Consider the following 20753-nt stretch of genomic DNA (forward strand, 5'->3'; position numbering starts at 1 on the left):
ACTTATCTCCTATTCTCGATGACGGAAATCATTTTGGACCAATTCGCTTCCGTATAACCGAATTCTTTGAATAGGATCTCTTTCTTTTTGAGCACGAATGTAGTTGGAGTTCCGGGAAAATCCAAGATCCTCATACTGGTCTGGAAACTATCATAATAAACCAAGGCAGGCTTTCTTACTCCTAGATTCTTTGCAAATTCGGAAGCAGAGATCGCGTCGTCGCCTAAAAATACGATCCAAAGATGCAGTCTAGGCTTAGAGTTCGAAGAATTCCATTTTTTAGAATAATCTAATAGATTCGGGACTTCTTCTTTGCAAGGAGGACAGTTCGAGCTCGTGAAATTGATGATTACAAGATCTCCTTCTTTCAAAGTTTCTAGTTCCTGATAGAGAGTTTTTCTCTCCATGTCCAGAGTATAGAGAGGAATATTCGGGATCTCTTTCGTGCTCTGTGCATAGACACTTACGCTTAGAAGTAGATAGATCAGAATTTGCGCGAGGATCTTCATAATAAAAGAAGAATGAAATCGAACTTCTTATGATTAGGACCCGATCCGCAATGGATTTCCTCCCGATATTCCGTATTTTAGGATGAAAGCTACCGGAATCGGAAGAAAATGGGTCTTAGTCTTCTTCTGACGAAAAAGAGAAAATAAAGGATCCGATGAAAGTGAGTACGGACTGGTAAAAGACCCATAACCAAAGTAGTTTGATCGGAAAGACTCCCGTAAATTGGGAGATCGCTAACGCCGGAGCCGCATACGCCGCGATGGAAAAAGAGAATCCCGCAACTAATCCACCCAAGAGCCCGAAAGGAAGAGCGGGTCTGGCAAGGGTCACTAAGATTCCCAAAAAGAAAACTTGGATTAGATCGGCTACGATCGGGCCGACCCAAACGATCTGAGAGATCGGAGTGAAGAAGTTTTTCAAGTTAGGATCATAATAGAAAACGGAAAACAAAAGAGTCCTTAATGTAACGGACGCTATTTCCCAAACTCCAAGGGCTACAAAAAATCTGAGTAAGAATTGATTCCAATCTTTTGTCGTGCGTAAACCCATTCGTTGTTCCTATACTTCGGTTTATAAAACGATCTCTTGTAGGAGTTCCTACAAGAGCTTGCTAAAATAAAAAAGCCCGGGGTTGCCGGGCTTTTCCATCCTTTTTTTAAGAAAGAACTTATTTTCCTACTACGAACACGTAGTTGGTGGTTGCTGATCCTCCGATATTGAGCATCAGTCCGTTTTTAGCTCCTTCTACTTGGTAGTCGCCAGCAGTTCCAGTGACTTGTTTGTAGATGTCTAACATCATTCTCACACCGGAAGCGCCCACTGGGTGTCCCGCTCCGATCAGTCCTCCGGAAGGATTGATTGGTTTCTTACCAGTAAAGTCGATAACGCCATCTTCGATCGCTTCGTGTTCTTTACCAGGTTGAGTGATACCGAATGCAGAGATTGCAGCATACTCGGAAGAAGTGAAGCAGTCATGAGTTTCAAACACATCGATGTCCTTAGTGTTCAGACCGGAACGATCGTATGCATCTTTCACAGTTTGACGAGTCCAAGGGAGAACCCATTTGTCTCCTTTAGATTCAGCAACCTTTGCTTCGAAAGTGATCGGAGCCACTCTGTGTCCCCAACCTTTGATCTTAGGATAAGCGGAAAGTTTAGTTCCTTTCTTCTTAGCGAATTCTTCGGCGTAGTTTTTGTTTGCGAGAACTACGAGAGCAGCACCGTCGGTTACCTGAGAACAGTCGGTGATCGCAAGGCGTCCACCCACTGCCATATTGAATTCTCCGCCACGAGTGTTCGCATGTTCTTTGTTCATGAACCAAGAACGTGTCTGTGCTTTCGGGTTACGTTTTGCGTTAGCGTAATTGATACGAGAAATTTCAGCAAGAGCTCCCATATAACGCTTCTCATCCAACTTGTAACGCTCTAAGAGAACGTCTGCGAGTTTTCCGAAAAGTTTAGGGAAAGGGAATTGAACTCCCTTTGCTTCTTTTTCGTAGTAAGCTGCAGTTCCTAAGAAGTCACCACCTACAGAAGAAGAAACAGTCTTCATGATTTCCATTCCCACTACGATTGCAACATCATAGTCTTTGGAACGAAGTTTGGTTTGAGCAGCGTCCAGAGCGACAGAGCCGGAAGCACAAGCTGCTTCATAACGAGCTCCAGGAACTCCGTAGAAACAAGGATCAACTTCTGTTAAGAAAGCACCCAAATGTCCTTGGACAGCATATTGCTCTCCGTCGAAGTTTCCTACGAATACTCCGATACGATTTTGCTTATTCAATTTTTTGATTTCGTCAGGAGTAAGACCGACTTTTTCTAATCCGTCTTGCACGGCTTCGCGGAATAAGGACATGAAGGTTTTTCCTTCTTTGGTCCAGTTACGCTGAAAGTCTGTTTGTTCTCCGCCGAGTACGTAAACTGCGTCTTTCATTGATTCTTTCCTCCCTTGTTATCCTTTAAAAAGAGAACGAGCATCCAGGATGTCTTTCAGTTGATAGAAAGGTTTTCCTGCTTTCGCCTTTGCCAATATTTCCGGTACCGGAAGTTTAGCCTTAGTGATTAGACTGATTGCTTCCTTAGGTCCGCCTAAGAAGTCTACGAATGCAGATGCTGGAGCCCAATTAAATCCTGTTCCCATTGCAAGGTCAGTCATTTCCTTTGTCTCTACAACTTCTCCTACGAGAGAAAGAGAGTAGCTTACATAGCGAGCGATGAAGTAACGAGCGATATCCGCTTCGAGTCCTTTTGCTTCTTTCACTATGTTCATAGCACCGATATAATCTGCCTCACCCATTCTGCGGTTTGCTTCTTTGATGAAAGGAATATCGAATTTAGGAACCGGAACAAAAAGATCGCCTTTGATATCGTAGTAAAGCTTCTCTTTTTTTCCTTCAGGAGTCTTGGTCATTTTGTAAAGACCTTGTCCCGATTTTCTTCCTAAGTCTCCGCGATCGATCAGCTTCTGGAAATAACCAGGAAGTTTGAATGTAGAATGAGCCGCGTCCTTAGTCATCTCATAGAGGTTGTCTACGATTGCTTTGTGCACGTCCAAACCAACGAAGTCAGCAGTGTCCAGAGGAGCCATTGCTCTTCCGGTGTAACCGCTCATGATTGCATCGATTAGCGCGATACCACCTTTGTCGGAATATTCTTCCGCTTTGATGGCAGCCTCGTTAATAAGCTGGAATCCGATTCTGTTACCGGCAAACGCAGGAGTATCGTTCGTATAAACGACTGCGCGTCCAAGGGTCTTAGCGAGATATTCTCCTAATTTCTTGGTAACTTTTTTATCGTTCCCTGCGTGAGTCACTAATTCGCAAAGGATCATTTTGTACGGAGGGTTGAAGAAGTGAGTTCCGTAATAGTGTTTCTTTCCGTCTTCGTCAAAAGCATCAGCCAGACGAGCGATAGAAAGTCCGGAAGAAACCGTGGAAACGATTGTGCCGGGTTTACGAGCCTTAGCGATCCTCTTATTGATCGGCTCTTTTACTTCATAGCTTTCGGCGACGAGTTCGAAAACCCAATCGGATTCAGAAACAGCTTTTTCCAAATCTTGGTCATAAGAACCGGGAATTAATCTAGGACGGATCGTATCCGTTTTGATGGAAGAAATTGCTTTCTCGATCCCTTCTTTAGCTTTATTTACGTCCCGAGCCAGCATGTGAACTTTTGCCTTTCCAAAGGCTGCCACAATAGCTGCGGATCCGGCGCCCATAGTCCCATTAGCGCCAAGGACGGTTACGGTTTTGATTTCCCTCATGAATATACCAACATCTATAGGTTTTTTAGAGTTAATCCCTGTTTAAAACAGGACTTTGGGAGGGAAAGGCTTTTTTCGACCCCCAAATGCCTGCTTTAGCCGTTTTCTATAAGACTTTGTAGAACGGACGTTACGTTCGAAATAAACACTGTTTGCGAAAAATTTTTCGTTTTTCCTGTATTGAATCACAGTTTGCGCCTAATTAGAGCATGGTCAGCGCTTTCTGGAGATCTGATTTTGTCTTGGGCGCTTTTAAATAAGCACTAACGGAAGGGGAGAATATTCCCCGCAAAGGATAACTCGTTCTAGGGATATAGCTATTTATCACGTTTCTTTGTTATAGGCGGATTAGGTTTCCCGCTTGCCTCCACTCAGACGCGAATATAATGCTTCCGATAATTTAGATTAATAAGCGAAGAACTATTAGTTGGGATCTTTTTCGGAGGGATTCGCTTTTATGAATATAGAGAAGAGCTTAATAGACATTCTCTGGGTTTTAGTTTGTTCCGGCTTGGTTTTGATCATGCAGGGAGGATTTCTGGTCTTAGAGTCAGGACTGACACGAGCAAAGAATTCCATCAACGTAGCGATCAAGAACGTTGCCGATTTCGGAGTCGCCACTCTTCTCTTTTACACATTCGGTTTCGGGCTCATGTTCGGAGCATCTTGGAACGGGATCATAGGAACTTCTTTATTCTCGCCAGTCTTTCCGGAAGGAAAGGCGTGGCCTCCTACATTCTTCTTATTCCAACTCGTGTTCTGCGGAACTTCGGCGACTATAGTCTCTGGAGCAGTTGCAGAAAGATTAAAATTTCATTCGTATCTTTTAGCGACGGCTCTTATTTCCGGAGTGATCTATCCGATCGCAGGACATTGGTGTTGGGGAGGAAGTTTAACTGGAGAAGAGCATGGATGGCTCGCGTCCAGAGGCTTTCATGATTTCGCAGGTTCTACTCTAGTGCACAGTGTGGGAGGTTGGGTTTCTCTCGCCCTTCTTCTCGTAGTAGGACCTCGGATCGGAAGATTTCCAGAAGGCGGAGAAGCCAAGACGGTTACAGGAAGCAACTTACCGATGGCAATGCTCGGAGGAATTCTTCTTTGGTTTGGATGGATGGGCTTTAACGGAGGAAGTACATTAGGATTTAATGAAAAAGTCCCCGGCATCATCTTGAACACGATCATTTCTTCAGGATTTTCTTTGATGGTAGCCATGCTATCTGCTTGGTTGATCAAAGGATTTCCAGAAGCGACTGCTCCTTTGAATGGTTCTCTTGCAGGACTCGTTGCGATTACCGCGGGAGCCGACTGCTTTACTCCGATCCAGGCCGCGATTATCGGAAGCATTGCAGGTGCAATGGTACTTCCTTCCGAAAAACTCTTAGAAAGATTTAAGATAGACGATGCAGTCGGAGCTATACCGGTCCATTTGATCGGCGGTATCTGGGGAACCATCGCAGTAGGCCTCTTCGGAAATCTGAAATTAATCGATCCCAATATAGAAAGGTCTTCTCTCTTACTCACCCAAGTAATCGGCATAGTTTCCGTGGGAGGATTCGCATTCGGTTTGTCTTGGTGCATCTTTCAGCTTCTGAATAAATTCTCTTCTCTCCGAGTCGATGGGGACGAGGAAAGAATGGGACTGAATATTTCCGAGCACAAGGCAACTACCGAGCTTATAGATCTCTTCTTAGCGATGGACTACCAAAGAAAAACCGGTGATCTTGCTGTAGATGTTCCCGTGGAACCTTTTACCGAAGTCGGTCAGATCGCAGAACGTTACAATTTGGTCTTAGATACAGTGAGGACCACTCTTGCGGAGAATGAAAAGGCGAGAATTGAGATCGCTAACGCTTATGAAAAGGTACAAATAGAGCAAGATAAAGCGGAGAAGTTGCTTCTCAATATTCTTCCGGGAAGCATTGCGGAGGAATTAAAGTCCAACGTAGGTTTGATTGCGGACAGTCATCCGAATGTATCAATCCTTTTCGCCGATATAGTCGGGTTTACCAAGATCTCGGCCTCAATGAAGCCTGAATCAGTGGTTCGTATCTTAAACGAAGTTTTCTCTCATTTCGATGTATTAGCAGAAAAATACGGACTGGAGAAGATCAAGACCATCGGAGACGCATATATGGCCGTAGGAGGCCTTCCAGTGCCGAATCAAATGCATCCTCTGTTAGTTGCTCACATGGCTTGGGACATGAAGGAGATACTTTCTAGGTTCCGATTGAAGAGAATGGGTACGAAACTTCGCATGAGGATAGGGATCAACACTGGTCCAGTTGTCGCAGGAGTGATTGGAACTAAGAAATTCATCTACGATATCTGGGGAGATGCGGTCAATCTAGCTAGTAGAATGGAATCTCATGGAGTTGCAGGTGAAATTCAGGTAACGGAATCGACTGCAGATCTAATCAGATCCGATTTTGCTTTAACTGAAAGGGGAGAAATCAAAGTAAAAGGTAAGGGTTTAGTCAAAACCTTCTTAATCAGTCATAGACTTCGCTCTCCAGAAGAGAGCTTCGGCAATCTAGGATACTCATTCAGTGCGAGTTAACGATTTAATCTAAGTATAATGAATCGTTTTAACTTGTTTAATGAAAGAAAATGAAAAAAGATTTTACTCTTTTTGCTCCAAGTCTTACGAGTGGAAATTTACTCTAGAAATAACGGAAAGATTTCCCCCAGATACAAGGAGTATCTACCATGGTAGCTAAGAAGAAAGCAAAGAAGAAAGCCGCACCTAAGAAAAAGGCGGCCAAAAAGAAAGTAGCTAAGAAAAAGCTAGTCAAAGCCCCAAAAAAGAAAGCAGCAAAGAAAAAGGTCGCTCCTAAGAAGAAAGCAGCGGCTAAAAAGAAAACTGCTTCTAAACCGGTGGCTCGTCCTGCAGCTCCAGTTGCAACCCCCGAGCCTACGCCTGCACCAAGCCTGTTTCCTTCCGGAGGATTCGGTGGTTCAAGCGAAGGAGAAAGCAACGACTAAGTTTGCTTTTTCTCGGATAAAACTGGTCCCGCTCCCTTTGGGGAGCGGGATATTGCTCGTCTCCCTTCTATTACTTCTCCCCAATATCATATATAGCCAAAGCCATTCGCCTATATACGCGAAGGTCCTATGCCTAAATTCTCCAGAAGGATGCGAATGCAAGATCTCGGAGAATAAGAGCGCTCGCATCTTTCACGGAGAAGCTGCCGTTCTAGAAGAGTTCCCACAGAACACCGAATACTGGAAGATACGAACTTCAAAGCAAATTTGTCAGTATCCTCGTAAGAATTTAAAGGCACTCGGATACCAAAGTTCATTTCGTCCGATGCAAACGAGTCGGGACCATTCCCCAAAATCTTTGTATCAATTGCTCCAACAAGAAGATGCAGATCGATTAGAAAAGACAGAGTCTCAAAGTTTAGGAATCTATTATCCTACCTATTATCATCTCGCTTTAGAAGAAGCGTTTCCCGGAACAGAGATCGCAGCGTATTCCCCTTCTGGAAAAGAAATCGGTAGAGCTTCTGCAACATTCCTAGAGCAGGTTCGTTGGGAAGGAAGCGGAATCGCCAAGGATGGAAAGAAGTACCATTTTGCTGGAGAAGGAAAATACGAGCTCTACGATCTGGAATGGGGTTGGGGAGCCGGATATGGATACCAAGTATATCCGTATCGAACGATTGCGATCAGTTTTAAGGATCTATGCGAGAAGCTTCGCTCAAAGATCTCTTCTTGCAGTAAGTCCAAGGTGATCGGTGCACTTGCCTACATACCTAAAATCAAAGAGAAGAGGATCCGAATGCAGGACGGAAAGGTTCACGACGGATACTTTTGTCTGAATGATACCGGATCGCCTCTATACATCCGAGACGATCGAATGGATATCTTTGTAGGAGTTCACGGCGGAGGAAGTCCCTATCAGCCTGCAGAACTTTCTAGAAATACATTCTTGGATGCAGGGATTTTTCCCTTATACCCTTCGGATTGGCGAATGTACACATCCGAAAAGGAAAGATTTTGGTGTCCTCAAGAGAAACTTCCCCGCAACCCGTATTCGCCTTCCGAAACGGAATGCAAATTGGATTATCATGCAATTGCTCCGGAGAAGGGAATGGAAATGCGAATTTTCTTTAGAAAGGACGGAAGTTTAGTCCGCTGCAAACCTTAGGAAGAGATCGCGTGATCCACTAAGATCAGTATATTGATCAGGAAAAGATGCAATATACTAAAGAAGAAGAATCCTCTCGCAAACTTAGGCTCCGGATTTCTCAAAAGCTTTATCGAAAGATAAATGATAGAGATACTTAAAATCACAGAAGCCGCCATATAAAGCACACCCATCGAAGGCTCGGCCCAATAGAAAGCGAATACGGAACCTACATAGAGAACAGTATAAAATAGAATAGAGCGTCCAGTTTCCTTTACACCCTTAACTACCGGGAGCATAGGAAAGTTTGCGTCGCTGTAATCTTCTTTTAAGAAAATTGCAAGTGCCCAGAAGTGAGCCGGAGTCCATAAGAAAATCATTAAGAACAGAATCCAAGCAGGCAAAGGAAGATCATTGCAAACAGCGGCATACCCGATTAAAGGTCCTACACAGCCTGCGACACCGCCAATTACGATGTTCTGGTGAGTTCTAGGTTTCAGTAAGATCGTATAAAGAAAAACATAAGCGAGCAATGCTGCAAACGCACAGATCGCAGTCAGTAGATTTGCAAAATAATACAGGATCCCAAATGCGAGTCCGGTCATCAAGAATCCTACGATCACTGCAGTAGTGATGCTGATCCTTCCTGCGGGGATTGGGCGATTCGCAGTGCGTTTCATCTTTGCGTCTCTATCCTTCTCCAAAGCTTGGTTGAAGATGAAGGAAGCAGAAGACATCAAGAATGTTCCGAACAAGGTCATGAAAAGAAGAAGTGCGCTGGGAGAACTAGGCGCTCCCAAATACATTCCTGGAATTGCAGTAGCTAAAACGAGAGAACTCACTCTCGGCTTGATCATCTGGTTCCAGTCGGAAAGGAAATCTTTCATCTTACGCTACCTTTTCCTTGGGCAGTTCGGAAGCCCTTTGCAACCAAATTGCATACACAGATAAGAATAAAAGCACAGCAATTCCAGTATGGGCCGCAGTAATCAGCTTCGGAAGCTTCATATAAACGTTCACAACTCCCAATCCGATTTGAATTAAAAGAAGAACGATCGCGATCCGAACGTATTTTTTGGCCTTCGGAGAGAATTCTCTCAATATTCCATAAAGGTTTATTATTAAAAGATAAAATGCTACCAGATAAGCTCCGAGTCTGTGTTGCACTTGGATTTGTATCTTAGGCTCTGGGACGGAAGGGATCCATTCTCCGTTGCAGGTAGGAAATTCCAAACAAGCAAGGCCTGCATAATTGGAACTCACTCTTCCTCCTAAGATGATTTGAAAGAAGACCAAGAGAACTCCCACAAGAAGAGGGATCTGCTCTTTCTTCAGAAGAGAATTGCCGGAAACGAATTCGTTTGTTCGATTCTCATTTCTTAAATGAATCGATTTCAAAGTAGCGGTAAAAATACAGAGTAAGAATAAGATCGCGTTAAGCAAGTGAAGATTCACAGTCGCAGGATCCAAGGACCAAAGAACAGTAAGTCCTCCTAAGGTCGCTTGAGATAGGATCAATAAGATCCCAACGATGAAATATGGTAGGAAAGGTTTGCGTAACTCTTTTACAGACGCAGTCCAAACAGTCCCGCCTATCAGAATGAAACCTAAGAACATAGAATAAAATCTATGACCGACTTCCATAAAGATTTTGAAATCAAAATCCGGGAAAACTTTTCCGAAGCAGAAAGGCCAATCAGGACAAGCAAGACCTGAATCAGTTGCTCTTACTAATGGTCCGTATAAAAGATTTAAAAAGATAAGTACTGTATATATAACAAGAAAGCGAGAAAACTTTCCGAAATGAGAATAATTCGATGCGGTCATTCTGTTTCTCTCGGAAGATCCGAGCTTTGTTACCATACTTGAACGGGCGGCATTTGGAGCAAGAGATTTGGTAACTAGTGATTTGAACCGTAGTTTGCTCTGAGACTGATTCTCACGGATTTTATGTCGAATATGATTCTTCATGAAAGCTTAAAAACAAAAAGGCTTCCAAAAAAAGTATAGGTCTTCGAGACTGGTTGCATCTTCGCTTTTCAACTAAGCGAATCGCTTTTTTCTTATATTTAGGAGTCATTTCCCATGAGCCAAAACAACGACCATTACAATAAGGCAGGTTTTTGGACATTCGTGGTCGTGTTGGCCGCAAACATTCTTTATTTTGTATATCTTAGCGCATTCCATCACGGAGTGAAAGACTACAACCAAGTAGCTCCTTCTAACACTTCGGCGCCGGCGAAATAAGGAAGATCGCAAGGACTAAGAACTTGGTCTCTCGCAATACACCGCAGCGGTTTCAAAAAGTTGCTGCGGTTCTAATATTCTTCCTACCTTTCTTCTCCCTTTTATCTTATGATTCGGAAAGAGTTCTACCAGCTCATGCTGTTCCTCCCGAGTTAGAAGGAGTAGGCTTAGAAGAAAAGCTAGGTAACTCAATCGATACGAATTTAACCTTCATTGACGACGAAGGAAAGCAAGTTCGGATCGGAGATTATCTGAAAGAAGGCAAGCCTCTTCTTCTCACCTTAGTTTATTATAGATGTCCTACTCTTTGTAATCTTTATCTAAACGAACTTTCTAACGCTCTTAAAGAATTAAGTTGGGAAGTTGGTAAAGAATTCAACTATGTGGCCGTAAGCTTTGACCCGAAAGAAAAACCGGACCTCGCAAAACAAAAAAAAGAGGTTTATGTCAAGGATTACGGTAGAGGGAACGGAAGCGGTTGGAGCTTTCTAACAGGAAACGATCCCGAGATCAAGACACTTGCATCCAGTCTTGGTTTCACTTATAAATGGAATCCTTATAACGATCAATGGGTTCACGTATCCGTTGCGTATGTCATTACTCCCGAAGGAAAGATTTCACGATATTTGAAAGGAATTCCTGTGGAGGAGCGCACGCTTCGTTTGTCTCTTGTGGAGGCTGGAGATGGCAAAATCGGCGATTTGACCGACCGTGTTGCCCTTTTTTGCTTCCAATTTGATCCATCCAAAAATAGGTATACATTATACGCGTTCAATATCATGCGAGTCGGCGGTTTTCTCACCGTCCTCGTTCTTGCAGCGTTCTTATTCCTCTTTTGGAAGAAACAAAACTCGTCTAGTACAGTATAAAAAAAGGAAGGAGTGATTTCGATCCGATGAACTGGTTCTCTTTTATTCCGGCGACAAGCTTTATGCCGGTTCCAGCGACTAAAGAATCGGGAGATGTGGATAATCTTTACATCTTTCTTCTTGTTTCGGGCCTTATCTCTTTTATCATTCTCATCGGGGGGATGGTAATATTCATTTTCAAGTATAGAAGGAAAACTGAGGACCAAAAAAGCGCGTACATTACGCACAATACTCTAGCTGAGTTTCTTTGGTCTTTTATTCCTTTTGTGATCATGATGGTCATTTTTGCTTGGGGATGGAATGTGTTTCACGATCTTCGCAAAGTCGGCGTAAAAGGCGACGTTGAAGTTCACGTAACAGCTCGTCAGTGGGCTTGGACTTTCAAATATGCGAATGGTATCGAGGTAAACAGCCCTACAGGCGATAAACTGGAGCCGAACATTCCTGAATCCACTCTCTTAAAACCTGAGATCGTAGTGGTTCCGGTAGGCAAAACCATCCGTTTTATCTTAACTTCCGATGACGTTCTTCATAGCTTCTATGTTCCTGCATTCCGAAACAAAATGGATGCGGTTCCTGGTAGAAGAACTACTTTCACTTTCACTCCGATTGAGAAAGGGGACTTCACTGTATTCTGTACTGAGTACTGCGGAACTAAGCACTCTAACATGATGGCTACGATTCGAGTGGTTGATTCAGAGCAATTCACAGCATGGCAAGCTGCCGAGATCGGTAAAAAAGCCGGAGCTGCGGATGCTGGTCCTGCGCAAAGAGGAGAGGCCTTGTTTAAAGGAAGCCTTGGTTGCAGCGGATGTCACTCTCTCGACGGTTCCAGAATTGTTGGTCCGAGCTTCAAGGGACTTTACGGCAATAAACGAGACTTTGCCGACGGATCTTCCGTAGTTGCCGACGATGCTTATATCAAACAATCAATCCTTGTTCCTACCGCGAAAGTCGTGGCTGGATTTCCTCCTGCGATGTCTTCCTTTCAAGGAAGGATCAAAGAGGACGAGATCAAGGATATCATCGAATTCATTAAGACCCTTAAATAGGATTACGGACAAATGGCCCACGATCAACATAACTACCTGAATCACCAAAAGGGGATTTGGTCCTGGCTTACGACTTTAGATCATAAGCGTATCGGGATCATGTATTTTATCGCAATCATGAGCTTCTTCTTTTTAGGAGGGGTCTTTGCACTTTTGGTTCGCGCTGAATTATTTACACCGGGGAAAACTCTTTTCTCTGCAGACGTTTACAATAGAATGATGACTTACCATGGAGCCATTATGGTGTTCATGGTAATCGTTCCAGGGATTCCTGCAATCTTCGGAAACTTCGTTCTACCGATCATGATCGGAGCGAAAGACGTTGCCTTCCCAAGATTGAACTTAATGAGCTGGTACATGCTGATGATCGGAGCTGCGATCACCGGTTCTACTCTGTTCATGCAAAACGTAGATACCGGTTGGACTTTCTACACTCCATACTCTTCTATCAAGACGGGAATGGGTGTGATTCCGATGGTTTTGGGAGTATTCATCATTGGATTCTCCTCCATTCTAACAGGTCTGAACTTCATCGTTACTACCCACAAGCTTCGCGCTCCTGGAATGACGATGACGAGAATTCCTCTGATGGTTTGGGCATTGTATTCCACTGCTATTCTACAGGTTCTCGCAACTCCAGTACTCGCGATCACTCTGCTTCTTTTGATTGCAGAAAAGACTTTGGGTGTTGGTATCTTCGATCCTCAATTGGGTGGAGATCCGGTTCTGTTCCAGCACTTCTTCTGGTTCTATTCTCACCCTGCGGTTTACATCATGATCTTGCCTGCGATGGGAGTGGTTTCCGAGTTGGTTGCTACATTCTCTCGTAAGACGATCTTCGGATATACCGCAATCGCTTACTCTTCCTTAGCGATCGCAGGAGTTTCCTTCTTGGTTTGGGGACACCACATGTTCGTGTCTGGACAATCCGAGTTTGCGGGAGTTCTGTTCTCTTTCATCACGATGCTTGTAGGTGTTCCTACTGCGATCAAGTTGTTCAACTGGATTGCAACCATGTATAAGGGAAGCATTCGCTTGGATTCTCCGATGTTGTTTGCGATCGGGTTCATGTTCCTATTCACCATCGGCGGTTTGACCGGAGTGTATCTGGCTTCTACCGGTATTGACATTCACTTCCACGATACTTACTTCGTGGTTGCTCACTTCCATTACGTGATGGTTGGAGGAACTTTGATGGCTCTTATGGGAGCCTTGATCTACTGGTTCCCTAAGGTTACCGGTAAGCTTTATAACGACACAATCGGAAGAATTTCCTGGGTATTCATCTTCTCCGGATTTAACGTAACTTTCTTCCCTCAATTTATTTTGGGAAATATGGGAATGCCTCGTAGATACTACGATTATCTTCCTACATTCACCGAGTTGAACCAAATGTCTACTTTCGGATCTTGGTTGATTGGAACCGGATTCTTGGTTGGATTCTTTGGAGTAATCTTTGCTCTCCTGAAAGGGAAAGAAGCAGGAATGAATCCTTTCGGAGGAAAAACTTTGGAGTGGACTATTCCTTCTCCTCCTCCACACGAAAACTTTGATAAGACCCCAGTACTGACCGGAGGGCCATATGAGTACCGCTAATCACGCGGGTGCGGGTTTCCACCACGCTCATCACTTCGATAGCGCGGAGCACCAATACGAATCTTCTAAACAAGGGATTTGGTTATTCCTAGTAACAGAGATCCTGATGTTCGGGGGACTGTTTGTCGGATATTCAATCTACCATTCATTGTATCCTCAGATTTTCCATGCGGGAAGTAAGCAGCTTTCCGTTACTCTGGGAGCTTTGAACACAGTTGTTCTTCTCTTTAGTTCCTTTACCATGGCGTTGGGAATTAACTATGTGCAAAGAGGACTCAGAAACAAGGCAATCATCGCATTAGCGGTAACGATTGCTTGTGCCGGTATCTTCATGGTTGTGAAATACTTCGAGTACACTCACAAATTCCACGTAGGAACTGTTCCTGGCAAATACGCATACGAAGAAGAACTCAGTCCTTCTGGTGAGAAAGTCACTCGAGTAGGCGCTCTTCTTGCAGAAGCTTCTAAGCTTAGCGTAGAAGAAAGAGAGCATAAATTGCATCTCGATGAGACCGAATACGAGCATTTAACTCTTTTGAACAATACCAAGAATTGGCCTTTGTTCTTCGGATTCTATTTCGTAATGTCCGGTATTCACGGTTTGCACGTTCTTGCAGGAGCCTTCTTGATCTTCTGGGTGCTTTTGAAAGTAATCCGAAATAAAGTAGGTCCTGAATACTACACTCCGGTAGAAGGCGTGGGCCTTTTCTGGCACGTAGTCGACTTGATCTGGATTTACCTCTTCCCTCTACTCTATTTAGTGGGATAAGTTCAGAAGAAACATAGAGCGGAGAAATTCTCCGCTTCGTTTGAAAGCCGAAACATTGTTTCGGCTTTTTCTTTTTATTTGGCTTATTTCATTCTATTTTCGCTCAAAAATTCATCCTAACTTTAGTTGAATAACTAATCTCAACTCATCGCGATTCGTTATTCGTTGAGACGTACGACTCATGTAGAGGGAAGTTTATGAGCGAGCGAAACGGTAATTACCTACAGTACTTTAAAAGAACTTTGTCCTGGCTTAAAACTTCAGATCATAAGCATATTGGATTTCTCTATTTTATTACGATCATAAGTTTCTTCGTATTGGTCGGAGTTTATGATCTTTCCTCTCGCTTAAAATTATCAAGTACGGATGCTCAGAACTACGCTGGTTTTTATAATAGAATATTGTTCTATTATGGAATTGTTATACTGATTGCGACGACCATTCCAGGAATTTTTGGAAATTTTATTCTACCAACAGCGATTGGAGCTAAGAACTTAATTTTTCCGAAATTAAACTTATTGAGTTGGTGTTTATTTGCGATCGGGTTGACCGCGATCGTTTTTGCCCTCGTTTCACGAAATGCGGATTATTATTCGACATTGTATACTCGGTACAGTGAAGCCGGCACTGATATGAGAATGATTTACCTAGCTTCGGGGATATTTATTCTCTGTTTTTCTTCCTTCTTGAATAGTTTAAACTTTATAATAACCTTTCATATTTCAAAAGCACCTAATGTTGGACTAAGTAAAATTCCTTGGAGAGCTTGGGCGCTTTATCTCAGCGTAATTTTTCAAGGTATAGCAATTTTTTCTTTAGTGAGTATAGCTTCCTTGTTTCTTTCTGATAAAAATTCGTTAGTAGGAATGTTTGCCTCAGGATTGGTGGGAGATCCAAAGCCAATAGAATATGCGTTCACACTCAATTTTTCTCCCTTTGTTTTATATTCGATGCTTTTGCCGGCAGTCTGTTTGATTTCCGAGTTGATACTAGCTTATTCTCGCAAGTTGATTTTTGGATTCATTGCTACTGCGTATTCTTTTTCGGTGATTGTTGGAACTCTCGTCTTTGTTTGGATTCGTTACAAATTTGGATCTGGTAAATCAGATTTTACGAATATTCTTTTTTCTTTAATTTTTATCTTCGTCGGAATCGTGATAGCGATCTGGTTATTTCAACGGATTGTTTTAAGATTTAGAAAGAATATGCGATTCGATTCTCCTGTATTATTTGCAAATGGATTCATATTCTTGTGCGTTATCGGAGGTTTGGTAGAAATTTATAACTACTTCATATCGATACAAACTGAAGTTCATTTGCATGATACATATATTGTAGCAAACCATTCCTTTTATATCGTGATAGGCGGGACTGTAATGGCTTTGATGGGAAGTTTTGTTTATTACTTCCAGGAGGTTACTCACAAAATTTACAGCGATCTTTTAGGAAAGATTTCGTGGCTGTTTATCTTTTCCGGGTTCAATATTAACTTCTTCTCTCAATTCATTTCGAATCTGGAAACCCCTGGTACAAACCACAATTATCAGCCCCGATTTATGGAATTGGATCAAGTATCTGCTTTTGGATTTTGGCTAATTGGCATTGGACTTTTGGTAAGTTTAATCGGTGCAATGCAAGCTCTACTGGCTGGAAAACAGGCTGAAACGAATCTTTAAACGTTTCCGGCAAACTGGATCTCTTTTGAATTCGTATTTTGTAAAATTTCAATCGGGCAAGAATTTAAAATCCCTTAAAAAACCGTGGAGAAACGGCGATTCTTGCCGATATTTAAAGAGAGCACCGTACTGTCCGTGCTTTTGGTATCATCCATGCAAAACATAGATTATTCGAGAAGACTCAAACAAACCGGGAATAGAGGCCAAACCTCTCGTCCTGGAGAGTCCTTTCCTACCGTGCAAACCATCCAGCATGTTCGAGGAGCCTCTTCTCCCATTCGCTCTTTTCCGAGTTCTCGTTCGATCTTTCTGGTTTTAGTGGGCGCGATCTCCATCTTTACCGGAGGAGTCGTCGTGGGTTTGCGGCTGGACCAAAAGGAGCAGGCATTCGCTCAGAACGAGACCCAGTCCTTTTATAATGCAGGAAAATCCTCTCAGAGAGTGGAGCAGTCTGTGGAAGAAAGAGAAAATTCTTCGTCCGGCTCTTCTGCCTCTTCGAGCAATTCGGATCCTGCGGAAAATGTTTCCGTTTCCAACTCAAATGCACCGGCACCTTCTAACGGTCTCAAATATCCAGCCCGTTCCGATAAGGAAAATTATTTCCTATCCATTCCCACAGGAGACTCGCTGGAAGCCATGGAGATTGGAAAAAAATTGCTGAGAGCAAGACCTGAGTTCCAAGGAAGATTCTTCCGATCGAAGCAGGGAGAGTTGTACGTCGGCTACTTCTACGGAAAAGAAGAAGCAATGAAAGCTTTAGACCTAATTCGTCCTTTGAACGATCCAATCTTCCATCGCACCGCGGTTCATAAACAACAGTTCTAAGAAAATCTAGCATCTTCTTCGCTTAGAGACTCAAATTCATTTTTTCCTTGACTTTGCCCCAAAATTTGCTATATTTTTGGGCAGAGTTTTAACGGAAGTCTTAATACTAATTGGCTGGCAAAAAGAAACAATCTGGCTACGATCATGGCGTAGGTGACTACGTCGTCTATCCGATCCACGGAGTAGGTGAAATCACCGAAATCGCTAAAAAAGTTATCCTGGGAAAGAAAAAAGAGTGCTACGTAATGGAAATCCAGGGTAGCAAGATGAAGGTTATGATCCCGGTCGATAAGGCTAAACAGGTTGGAATACGACCTATTATCGACAAGAAGGACATTAAGAAAGTAATCAATCTGCTCAAAAAGGATGAGGTCGATACTGAAGAGGACTGGAAGATCAGGTACCAAAATAACCTGAACAAAATTAAGTCCGGATCGATCTTCGAAGTGGCGGATGTGTGCAGGAATTTATTCCGTAGGGCAAACGGTAAAGAACTGTCCATCATGGAGCGTAAGCTCTACGAGAGTGCATACAATCTCGTAAAGATGGAAGTCGCCCTAAGCAAAGGTGTTTCTCAAGAAGAAGCGGGAAACCTAGTTTCAGATGTTTTAGCTAGTACATTTGCTCCGGGAGAAAGAGTTCCCGTAGCCGCAGTAGATATAGACGAAGAATAAATCCGGTAAAACTCGAATCTATATTCGAAGGATTTGAGTTATGGCATATTTCTATAAAGGCTTAACAGCCATCGTACTCTCCTCGGTGTCGTTCTTTGTAACGCAGAAACAAACTCAGGAGCTAGTATTTGCAGGCTCTAGTGCGGGGCTTGTACTCGTAATTTCTCTCGTACTTTTGTTCGGTGAAAGCAAACTATTCCCTAAGCTTCGTGGAGATGTTATTTTCTGCGTAGGCGTTGGGACCCTGATCGGTTTCGGAGTTGCATGGTTTTTAGGAACTGTGATCCGTTTTGAAGAACTAAACCTAGCATTGTATTTGATCTTGGGACTCTTTGGCGCACGCGCCGGAAAGTCATTCGCAAAGGATCCCGGCCTTTCTGTTTTTGGCGGAGGCGGTGGAGGTCCTACTTCGTTAGTCGATCCATTTGGCGTCGCTTCTATCAACAAAGACGAAGTTAGGGACAAGATCCTAGACACTTCTGTGGTTATCGATGGAAGAATATTAGATATTGCTGATACGCATTTTATCGATGGTCCTCTCATTCTTCCCAACTTCGTGTTGAGAGAGATCCAGTTGATCAGCGATTCTTCTGATCCGATCAAGAGAGCAAGGGGCCGCAGAGGTTTGGAGATGTTGAACAAGCTCCAAAGAAAAGGCTCTATCGAAGTAAAGATCACTTATAAAGACTATTCCGACACGAGAGAAGTGGACGCGAAATTGATCAAACTCGCTAGGGACACCGGCGGTAAGATCGTAACCAACGATTTTAATTTGAACAAGGTAGCGGAACTCCAAGGCGTGAAGGTGCTGAACCTGAATACTCTCGCTAATGCTCTTAAACCTGTTGTTCTTCCTGGCGAAGAGCTTGGCATCCAAGTTATCAAAGAAGGTAAGGACGAAAACCAAGGCATCGGCTATCTAGAAGATGGAACCATGGTAGTGATCGAGAACGGCGGACATTTGGTCGGTAAAGAAGTTAAGGTTACTGTGACTTCTATCATCCAAACTGCTGCCGGTAAGATGATCTTTACTAAGGCCAACGGAAACGGTGGTGGCGGCTCCGAGAAGGGAGACCGTAGTAATGAAAAAGAAAACCGCGGCAACAAGGGTGGTGATAGAGAAGATCGCAATCGCTATGACCGCCAAGACAGAGGCGGAGAGGATAGAGGAAACCGTAAGGATTTCCAAAATAAGAACCAAAATCGCGGAAACTACCAAGATAGAAGCGACAGAGGGGACGATTTCGGAAATCGTAAGGATTTCCAAGACCAACAACAGCAACAATAGTCTTCGGAGATTTGTTCCTAAAGAGACAAAATACGGGTTGGATTTACGACTTGCTTCTAAGTCCGACCCGGTTCCGAATTGACGGTATCTTGTAGCAAAAAAAAATTGAAATACGATCTCAATAAGGAGAGCCCAATGCAGGCCCAGACGCAAGTGAAGGGACTGAAGGAGCTCGGAATCGAGCCCTCCGAAGTCTTCCATAACCTTTCATACGACGAAATTTTCGAACACGAGAAGAATAACGGAGAAACGGTCCTTTCTTCCAACGGAACCATGATGGTTGATACCGGGATTTTCACCGGCCGTTCCCCTAAAGACAAATATTTTGTAGATGAACCTACTTCTAACAAAAATATTTGGTGGTCTCATATCAATTTCAAAGCGTCGGAGCAAGTCTTCGATGAGCTTTATGAGAAATGTGTAAATTACCTTAGCGGTAAAAAACTTTATGTTTTTGACGGATACGCTGGCGCGAACCCTGAAACCAGGATCGGTCTGAGAGTCGTTTCTGAGAAAGCATGGCAGCACCATTTCTGTACTAACATGTTCCTTCGCCCTAGCAAGGATGAATTGGCGAACCTTCTTCCTGAGTTCACAATCATCAACGCTTGCGGCGTTAAGAACGAGAAATACAAAGAGCACGGTCTGAACTCGGACGTATTCGTAATCTTCCACCTTGGCAAAAAACTTTGCATCATCGGTGGAACCGAATACGGCGGAGAAATGAAGAAAGGTATCTTCTCGGTAATGAATTATAAGTTACCGTTAGAAGGGATCGTTTCTATGCACTGCTCTGCAAATATCGGAAACAAAGACGGAGACACTGCTCTCTTCTTTGGACTTTCTGGAACAGGCAAGACTACTCTTTCTACCGACCCGAACCGCAAACTGATTGGAGACGATGAGCACGGTTGGGACGATAACGGTATCTTCAATATCGAAGGCGGTTGCTACGCTAAGGTTATCAACCTCGATCCTAAGACCGAGCCTGAGATCTTCGAAGCAATCAAGAGAGACGCTCTTCTTGAGAACGTGGTTTATGATGAGAAGACAAAGGTCGTTGACTATTCTTCTGCAGCAAAAACTGAAAACACACGCGTTTCTTATCCTATCTACCATATCAAAAACATCCAAGTTCCTTCCAAAGGCGATCATCCTAAAGTGATCATCTTCTTGACTTACGATGCATTCGGAGTTCTTCCTCCTGTTTCTCGTCTGTCTATCGAACAAGCGATGTATCACTTCCTTTCCGGATATACTGCGAAAGTTGCCGGAACTGAAAGAGGAGTGAAAGAACCTACCGCTACTTTCTCCGCTTGTTTCGGAGCAGCGTTCATGACACTTCACCCAACTGTTTATGCTAAACTCTTGGGAGAGAAGATGCGCAAGCATAACGTTCGCGCGTATCTGATGAACACTGGACTGGTTGGTGGAGCTTATGGAACTGGTAAGAGAATGAATCTTCCAGCGACTCGTAAGATCATCGACGAGATCATGAACGGAAACATCGACAAGGCTCAATTTACCAAGCACCCGATCTTCCAAGTTGAATATCCTAAAACTGTAGAAGGTGTGGATAGCTCCATTTTGGATCCTCGCGAGGCTTGGGCTGATAAAGCAGCTTACGATGAGTCTTCTAAGAAACTGGCAGGCATGTTCATTGAGAACTTCAAGAAATATGCCGAAGGTTCCAAAGACTACGATTTCACCGCTTTCGGACCTCAATTAGGTTAATCGAAACCGCTTTGAATACAAAAGGAGTAGGGGGTTTTCCTCTTACTCCTTTTTTTATGCCTTATAGGATCGTAAGTTCTTGACAAGGTGTTGTGCGCCGCATAAATAATTAATATATAAAG

General features: G+C 43.4%; 19 protein-coding genes. 13 read left to right on the forward strand and 6 right to left on the reverse strand.

Annotated elements, in window-relative coordinates; all coding sequences use genetic code 11:
* Positions 1 to 2 precede the first annotated feature (2 nt).
* The 4 genes from EHO59_RS04255 to EHO59_RS04270 form a co-directional block, all read right to left on the reverse strand.
* Positions 3 to 509: a TlpA family protein disulfide reductase gene (locus tag EHO59_RS04255; protein WP_135585066.1), complete on the reverse strand. Its 507-nt coding sequence runs from the start codon at positions 507 to 509 to the stop codon at positions 3 to 5.
* A gap of 115 nt (positions 510 to 624) precedes the next feature.
* Positions 625 to 1059, reverse strand: coding sequence for a hypothetical protein (locus tag EHO59_RS04260; RefSeq protein ID WP_167882059.1), 435 nt, complete (start codon positions 1057 to 1059; stop codon positions 625 to 627).
* Positions 1060 to 1177: 118 nt separating this feature from the next.
* Complete coding sequence (locus tag EHO59_RS04265; protein WP_135585068.1) at positions 1178 to 2443, reverse strand: acetyl-CoA acetyltransferase; 1266 nt, start codon at positions 2441 to 2443, stop codon at positions 1178 to 1180.
* A gap of 18 nt (positions 2444 to 2461) precedes the next feature.
* Positions 2462 to 3772, reverse strand: coding sequence for a 3-hydroxyacyl-CoA dehydrogenase family protein (locus EHO59_RS04270; RefSeq protein WP_135585070.1), 1311 nt, complete (start codon positions 3770 to 3772; stop codon positions 2462 to 2464).
* Positions 3773 to 4229: 457 nt separating this feature from the next.
* Here EHO59_RS04270 and amt point away from each other — a divergent pair, with 457 nt between their 5' ends.
* From amt to EHO59_RS04285, 3 genes are all read left to right on the forward strand, one after another.
* The gene (gene amt, locus EHO59_RS04275; RefSeq protein WP_135585072.1) at positions 4230 to 6329 is read left to right on the forward strand and encodes an ammonium transporter; all 2100 of its coding nucleotides are present in this window, start codon (positions 4230 to 4232) and stop codon (positions 6327 to 6329) included.
* A 149-nt stretch (positions 6330 to 6478) separates the two neighbouring features.
* On the forward strand, positions 6479 to 6754 hold the full coding sequence (locus EHO59_RS18230; protein ID WP_210413021.1) for a hypothetical protein: 276 nt from the start codon (positions 6479 to 6481) through the stop codon (positions 6752 to 6754).
* 52 nt (positions 6755 to 6806) lie between these two features.
* Entirely contained in the window at positions 6807 to 7922 is a 1116-nt protein-coding gene (locus EHO59_RS04285; protein WP_246052651.1) for an RlpA-like double-psi beta-barrel domain-containing protein, read from the forward strand.
* On the opposite strand, the gene cyoE is transcribed toward EHO59_RS04285, so the two are convergent.
* Together cyoE and EHO59_RS04295 are read right to left on the reverse strand one after the other, a co-directional pair.
* The gene (gene cyoE / locus EHO59_RS04290; RefSeq protein WP_135585076.1) at positions 7919 to 8788 is read right to left on the reverse strand and encodes a heme o synthase; all 870 of its coding nucleotides are present in this window, start codon (positions 8786 to 8788) and stop codon (positions 7919 to 7921) included. The genes EHO59_RS04285 and cyoE overlap by 4 nt on opposite strands.
* 1 nt (position 8789) lies before the next feature.
* Entirely contained in the window at positions 8790 to 9728 is a 939-nt protein-coding gene (locus tag EHO59_RS04295; RefSeq protein WP_135585078.1) for a COX15/CtaA family protein, read from the reverse strand.
* 258 nt (positions 9729 to 9986) lie between these two features.
* Between EHO59_RS04295 and EHO59_RS18165 the strand changes: the two genes are divergently transcribed.
* The 10 genes from EHO59_RS18165 to pckA all read left to right on the forward strand — a co-directional run bounded on the left by EHO59_RS18165 (position 9987) and on the right by pckA (position 20631).
* Complete coding sequence (locus tag EHO59_RS18165) at positions 9987 to 10148, forward strand: hypothetical protein (RefSeq protein WP_167882060.1); 162 nt, start codon at positions 9987 to 9989, stop codon at positions 10146 to 10148.
* Between the two features lie 23 nt (positions 10149 to 10171).
* Positions 10172 to 11017: an SCO family protein gene (locus EHO59_RS04300; RefSeq protein ID WP_135585080.1), complete on the forward strand. Its 846-nt coding sequence runs from the start codon at positions 10172 to 10174 to the stop codon at positions 11015 to 11017.
* A 26-nt stretch (positions 11018 to 11043) separates the two neighbouring features.
* Positions 11044 to 12069, forward strand: coding sequence for a cytochrome c oxidase subunit II (coxB, locus tag EHO59_RS04305; protein ID WP_210413022.1), 1026 nt, complete (start codon positions 11044 to 11046; stop codon positions 12067 to 12069).
* A 12-nt stretch (positions 12070 to 12081) separates the two neighbouring features.
* Entirely contained in the window at positions 12082 to 13665 is a 1584-nt protein-coding gene (gene ctaD, locus EHO59_RS04310) for a cytochrome c oxidase subunit I (RefSeq protein WP_135585082.1), read from the forward strand.
* On the forward strand, positions 13652 to 14434 hold the full coding sequence (locus tag EHO59_RS04315; protein WP_135585084.1) for a cytochrome c oxidase subunit 3 family protein: 783 nt from the start codon (positions 13652 to 13654) through the stop codon (positions 14432 to 14434). Before ctaD ends, EHO59_RS04315 begins: the two co-directional genes overlap by 14 nt.
* 197 nt (positions 14435 to 14631) lie before the next feature.
* The gene (locus tag EHO59_RS04320; RefSeq protein WP_135585085.1) at positions 14632 to 16110 is read left to right on the forward strand and encodes a cbb3-type cytochrome c oxidase subunit I; all 1479 of its coding nucleotides are present in this window, start codon (positions 14632 to 14634) and stop codon (positions 16108 to 16110) included.
* A gap of 153 nt (positions 16111 to 16263) precedes the next feature.
* Positions 16264 to 16935, forward strand: a complete 672-nt coding sequence (locus EHO59_RS04325) for a hypothetical protein (protein WP_135585087.1) — start codon at positions 16264 to 16266, stop codon at positions 16933 to 16935.
* Between the two features lie 110 nt (positions 16936 to 17045).
* Positions 17046 to 17609, forward strand: a complete 564-nt coding sequence (locus tag EHO59_RS04330) for a CarD family transcriptional regulator (RefSeq protein ID WP_008593510.1) — start codon at positions 17046 to 17048, stop codon at positions 17607 to 17609.
* 40 nt (positions 17610 to 17649) lie between these two features.
* Positions 17650 to 18897 carry a PIN/TRAM domain-containing protein gene (locus EHO59_RS04335; RefSeq protein WP_135585089.1) on the forward strand — a complete coding sequence of 416 codons (1248 nt, stop codon included), beginning with the start codon at positions 17650 to 17652 and terminating at the stop codon, positions 18895 to 18897.
* Positions 18898 to 19032: 135 nt separating this feature from the next.
* Entirely contained in the window at positions 19033 to 20631 is a 1599-nt protein-coding gene (pckA, locus tag EHO59_RS04340; RefSeq protein ID WP_135585092.1) for a phosphoenolpyruvate carboxykinase (ATP), read from the forward strand.
* The last annotated feature ends 122 nt before the right edge of the window (positions 20632 to 20753 follow it).

It is taken from the genome of Leptospira semungkisensis (assembly GCF_004770055.1).
Taxonomy (GTDB): Bacteria; Spirochaetota; Leptospiria; order Leptospirales; family Leptospiraceae; genus Leptospira_B; species Leptospira_B semungkisensis.

Excerpts from the sequence above, each read along its gene's own strand:
- EHO59_RS04295 (WP_135585078.1), bottom strand. The coding sequence starts at position 9,728 with ATGACCGCATCGAATTATTCTCATTTCGGAAAGTTTTCTCGCTTTCTT.
- EHO59_RS18165 (WP_167882060.1), top strand. The coding sequence starts at position 9,987 with ATGAGCCAAAACAACGACCATTACAATAAGGCAGGTTTTTGGACATTC.
- EHO59_RS18230 (WP_210413021.1), top strand. The coding sequence starts at position 6,479 with ATGGTAGCTAAGAAGAAAGCAAAGAAGAAAGCCGCACCTAAGAAAAAG.
- amt (WP_135585072.1), top strand. The coding sequence starts at position 4,230 with ATGAATATAGAGAAGAGCTTAATAGACATTCTCTGGGTTTTAGTTTGT.
- EHO59_RS04320 (WP_135585085.1), top strand. The coding sequence starts at position 14,632 with ATGAGCGAGCGAAACGGTAATTACCTACAGTACTTTAAAAGAACTTTG.
- EHO59_RS04315 (WP_135585084.1), top strand. The coding sequence starts at position 13,652 with ATGAGTACCGCTAATCACGCGGGTGCGGGTTTCCACCACGCTCATCAC.
- cyoE (WP_135585076.1), bottom strand. The coding sequence starts at position 8,788 with ATGAAAGATTTCCTTTCCGACTGGAACCAGATGATCAAGCCGAGAGTG.
- EHO59_RS04270 (WP_135585070.1), bottom strand. The coding sequence starts at position 3,772 with ATGAGGGAAATCAAAACCGTAACCGTCCTTGGCGCTAATGGGACTATG.
- EHO59_RS04260 (WP_167882059.1), bottom strand. The coding sequence starts at position 1,059 with ATGGGTTTACGCACGACAAAAGATTGGAATCAATTCTTACTCAGATTT.
- EHO59_RS04255 (WP_135585066.1), bottom strand. The coding sequence starts at position 509 with ATGAAGATCCTCGCGCAAATTCTGATCTATCTACTTCTAAGCGTAAGT.
- pckA (WP_135585092.1), top strand. The coding sequence starts at position 19,033 with ATGCAGGCCCAGACGCAAGTGAAGGGACTGAAGGAGCTCGGAATCGAG.
- coxB (WP_210413022.1), top strand. The coding sequence starts at position 11,044 with ATGAACTGGTTCTCTTTTATTCCGGCGACAAGCTTTATGCCGGTTCCA.
- EHO59_RS04265 (WP_135585068.1), bottom strand. The coding sequence starts at position 2,443 with ATGAAAGACGCAGTTTACGTACTCGGCGGAGAACAAACAGACTTTCAG.
- EHO59_RS04325 (WP_135585087.1), top strand. The coding sequence starts at position 16,264 with ATGCAAAACATAGATTATTCGAGAAGACTCAAACAAACCGGGAATAGA.
- ctaD (WP_135585082.1), top strand. The coding sequence starts at position 12,082 with ATGGCCCACGATCAACATAACTACCTGAATCACCAAAAGGGGATTTGG.
- EHO59_RS04335 (WP_135585089.1), top strand. The coding sequence starts at position 17,650 with ATGGCATATTTCTATAAAGGCTTAACAGCCATCGTACTCTCCTCGGTG.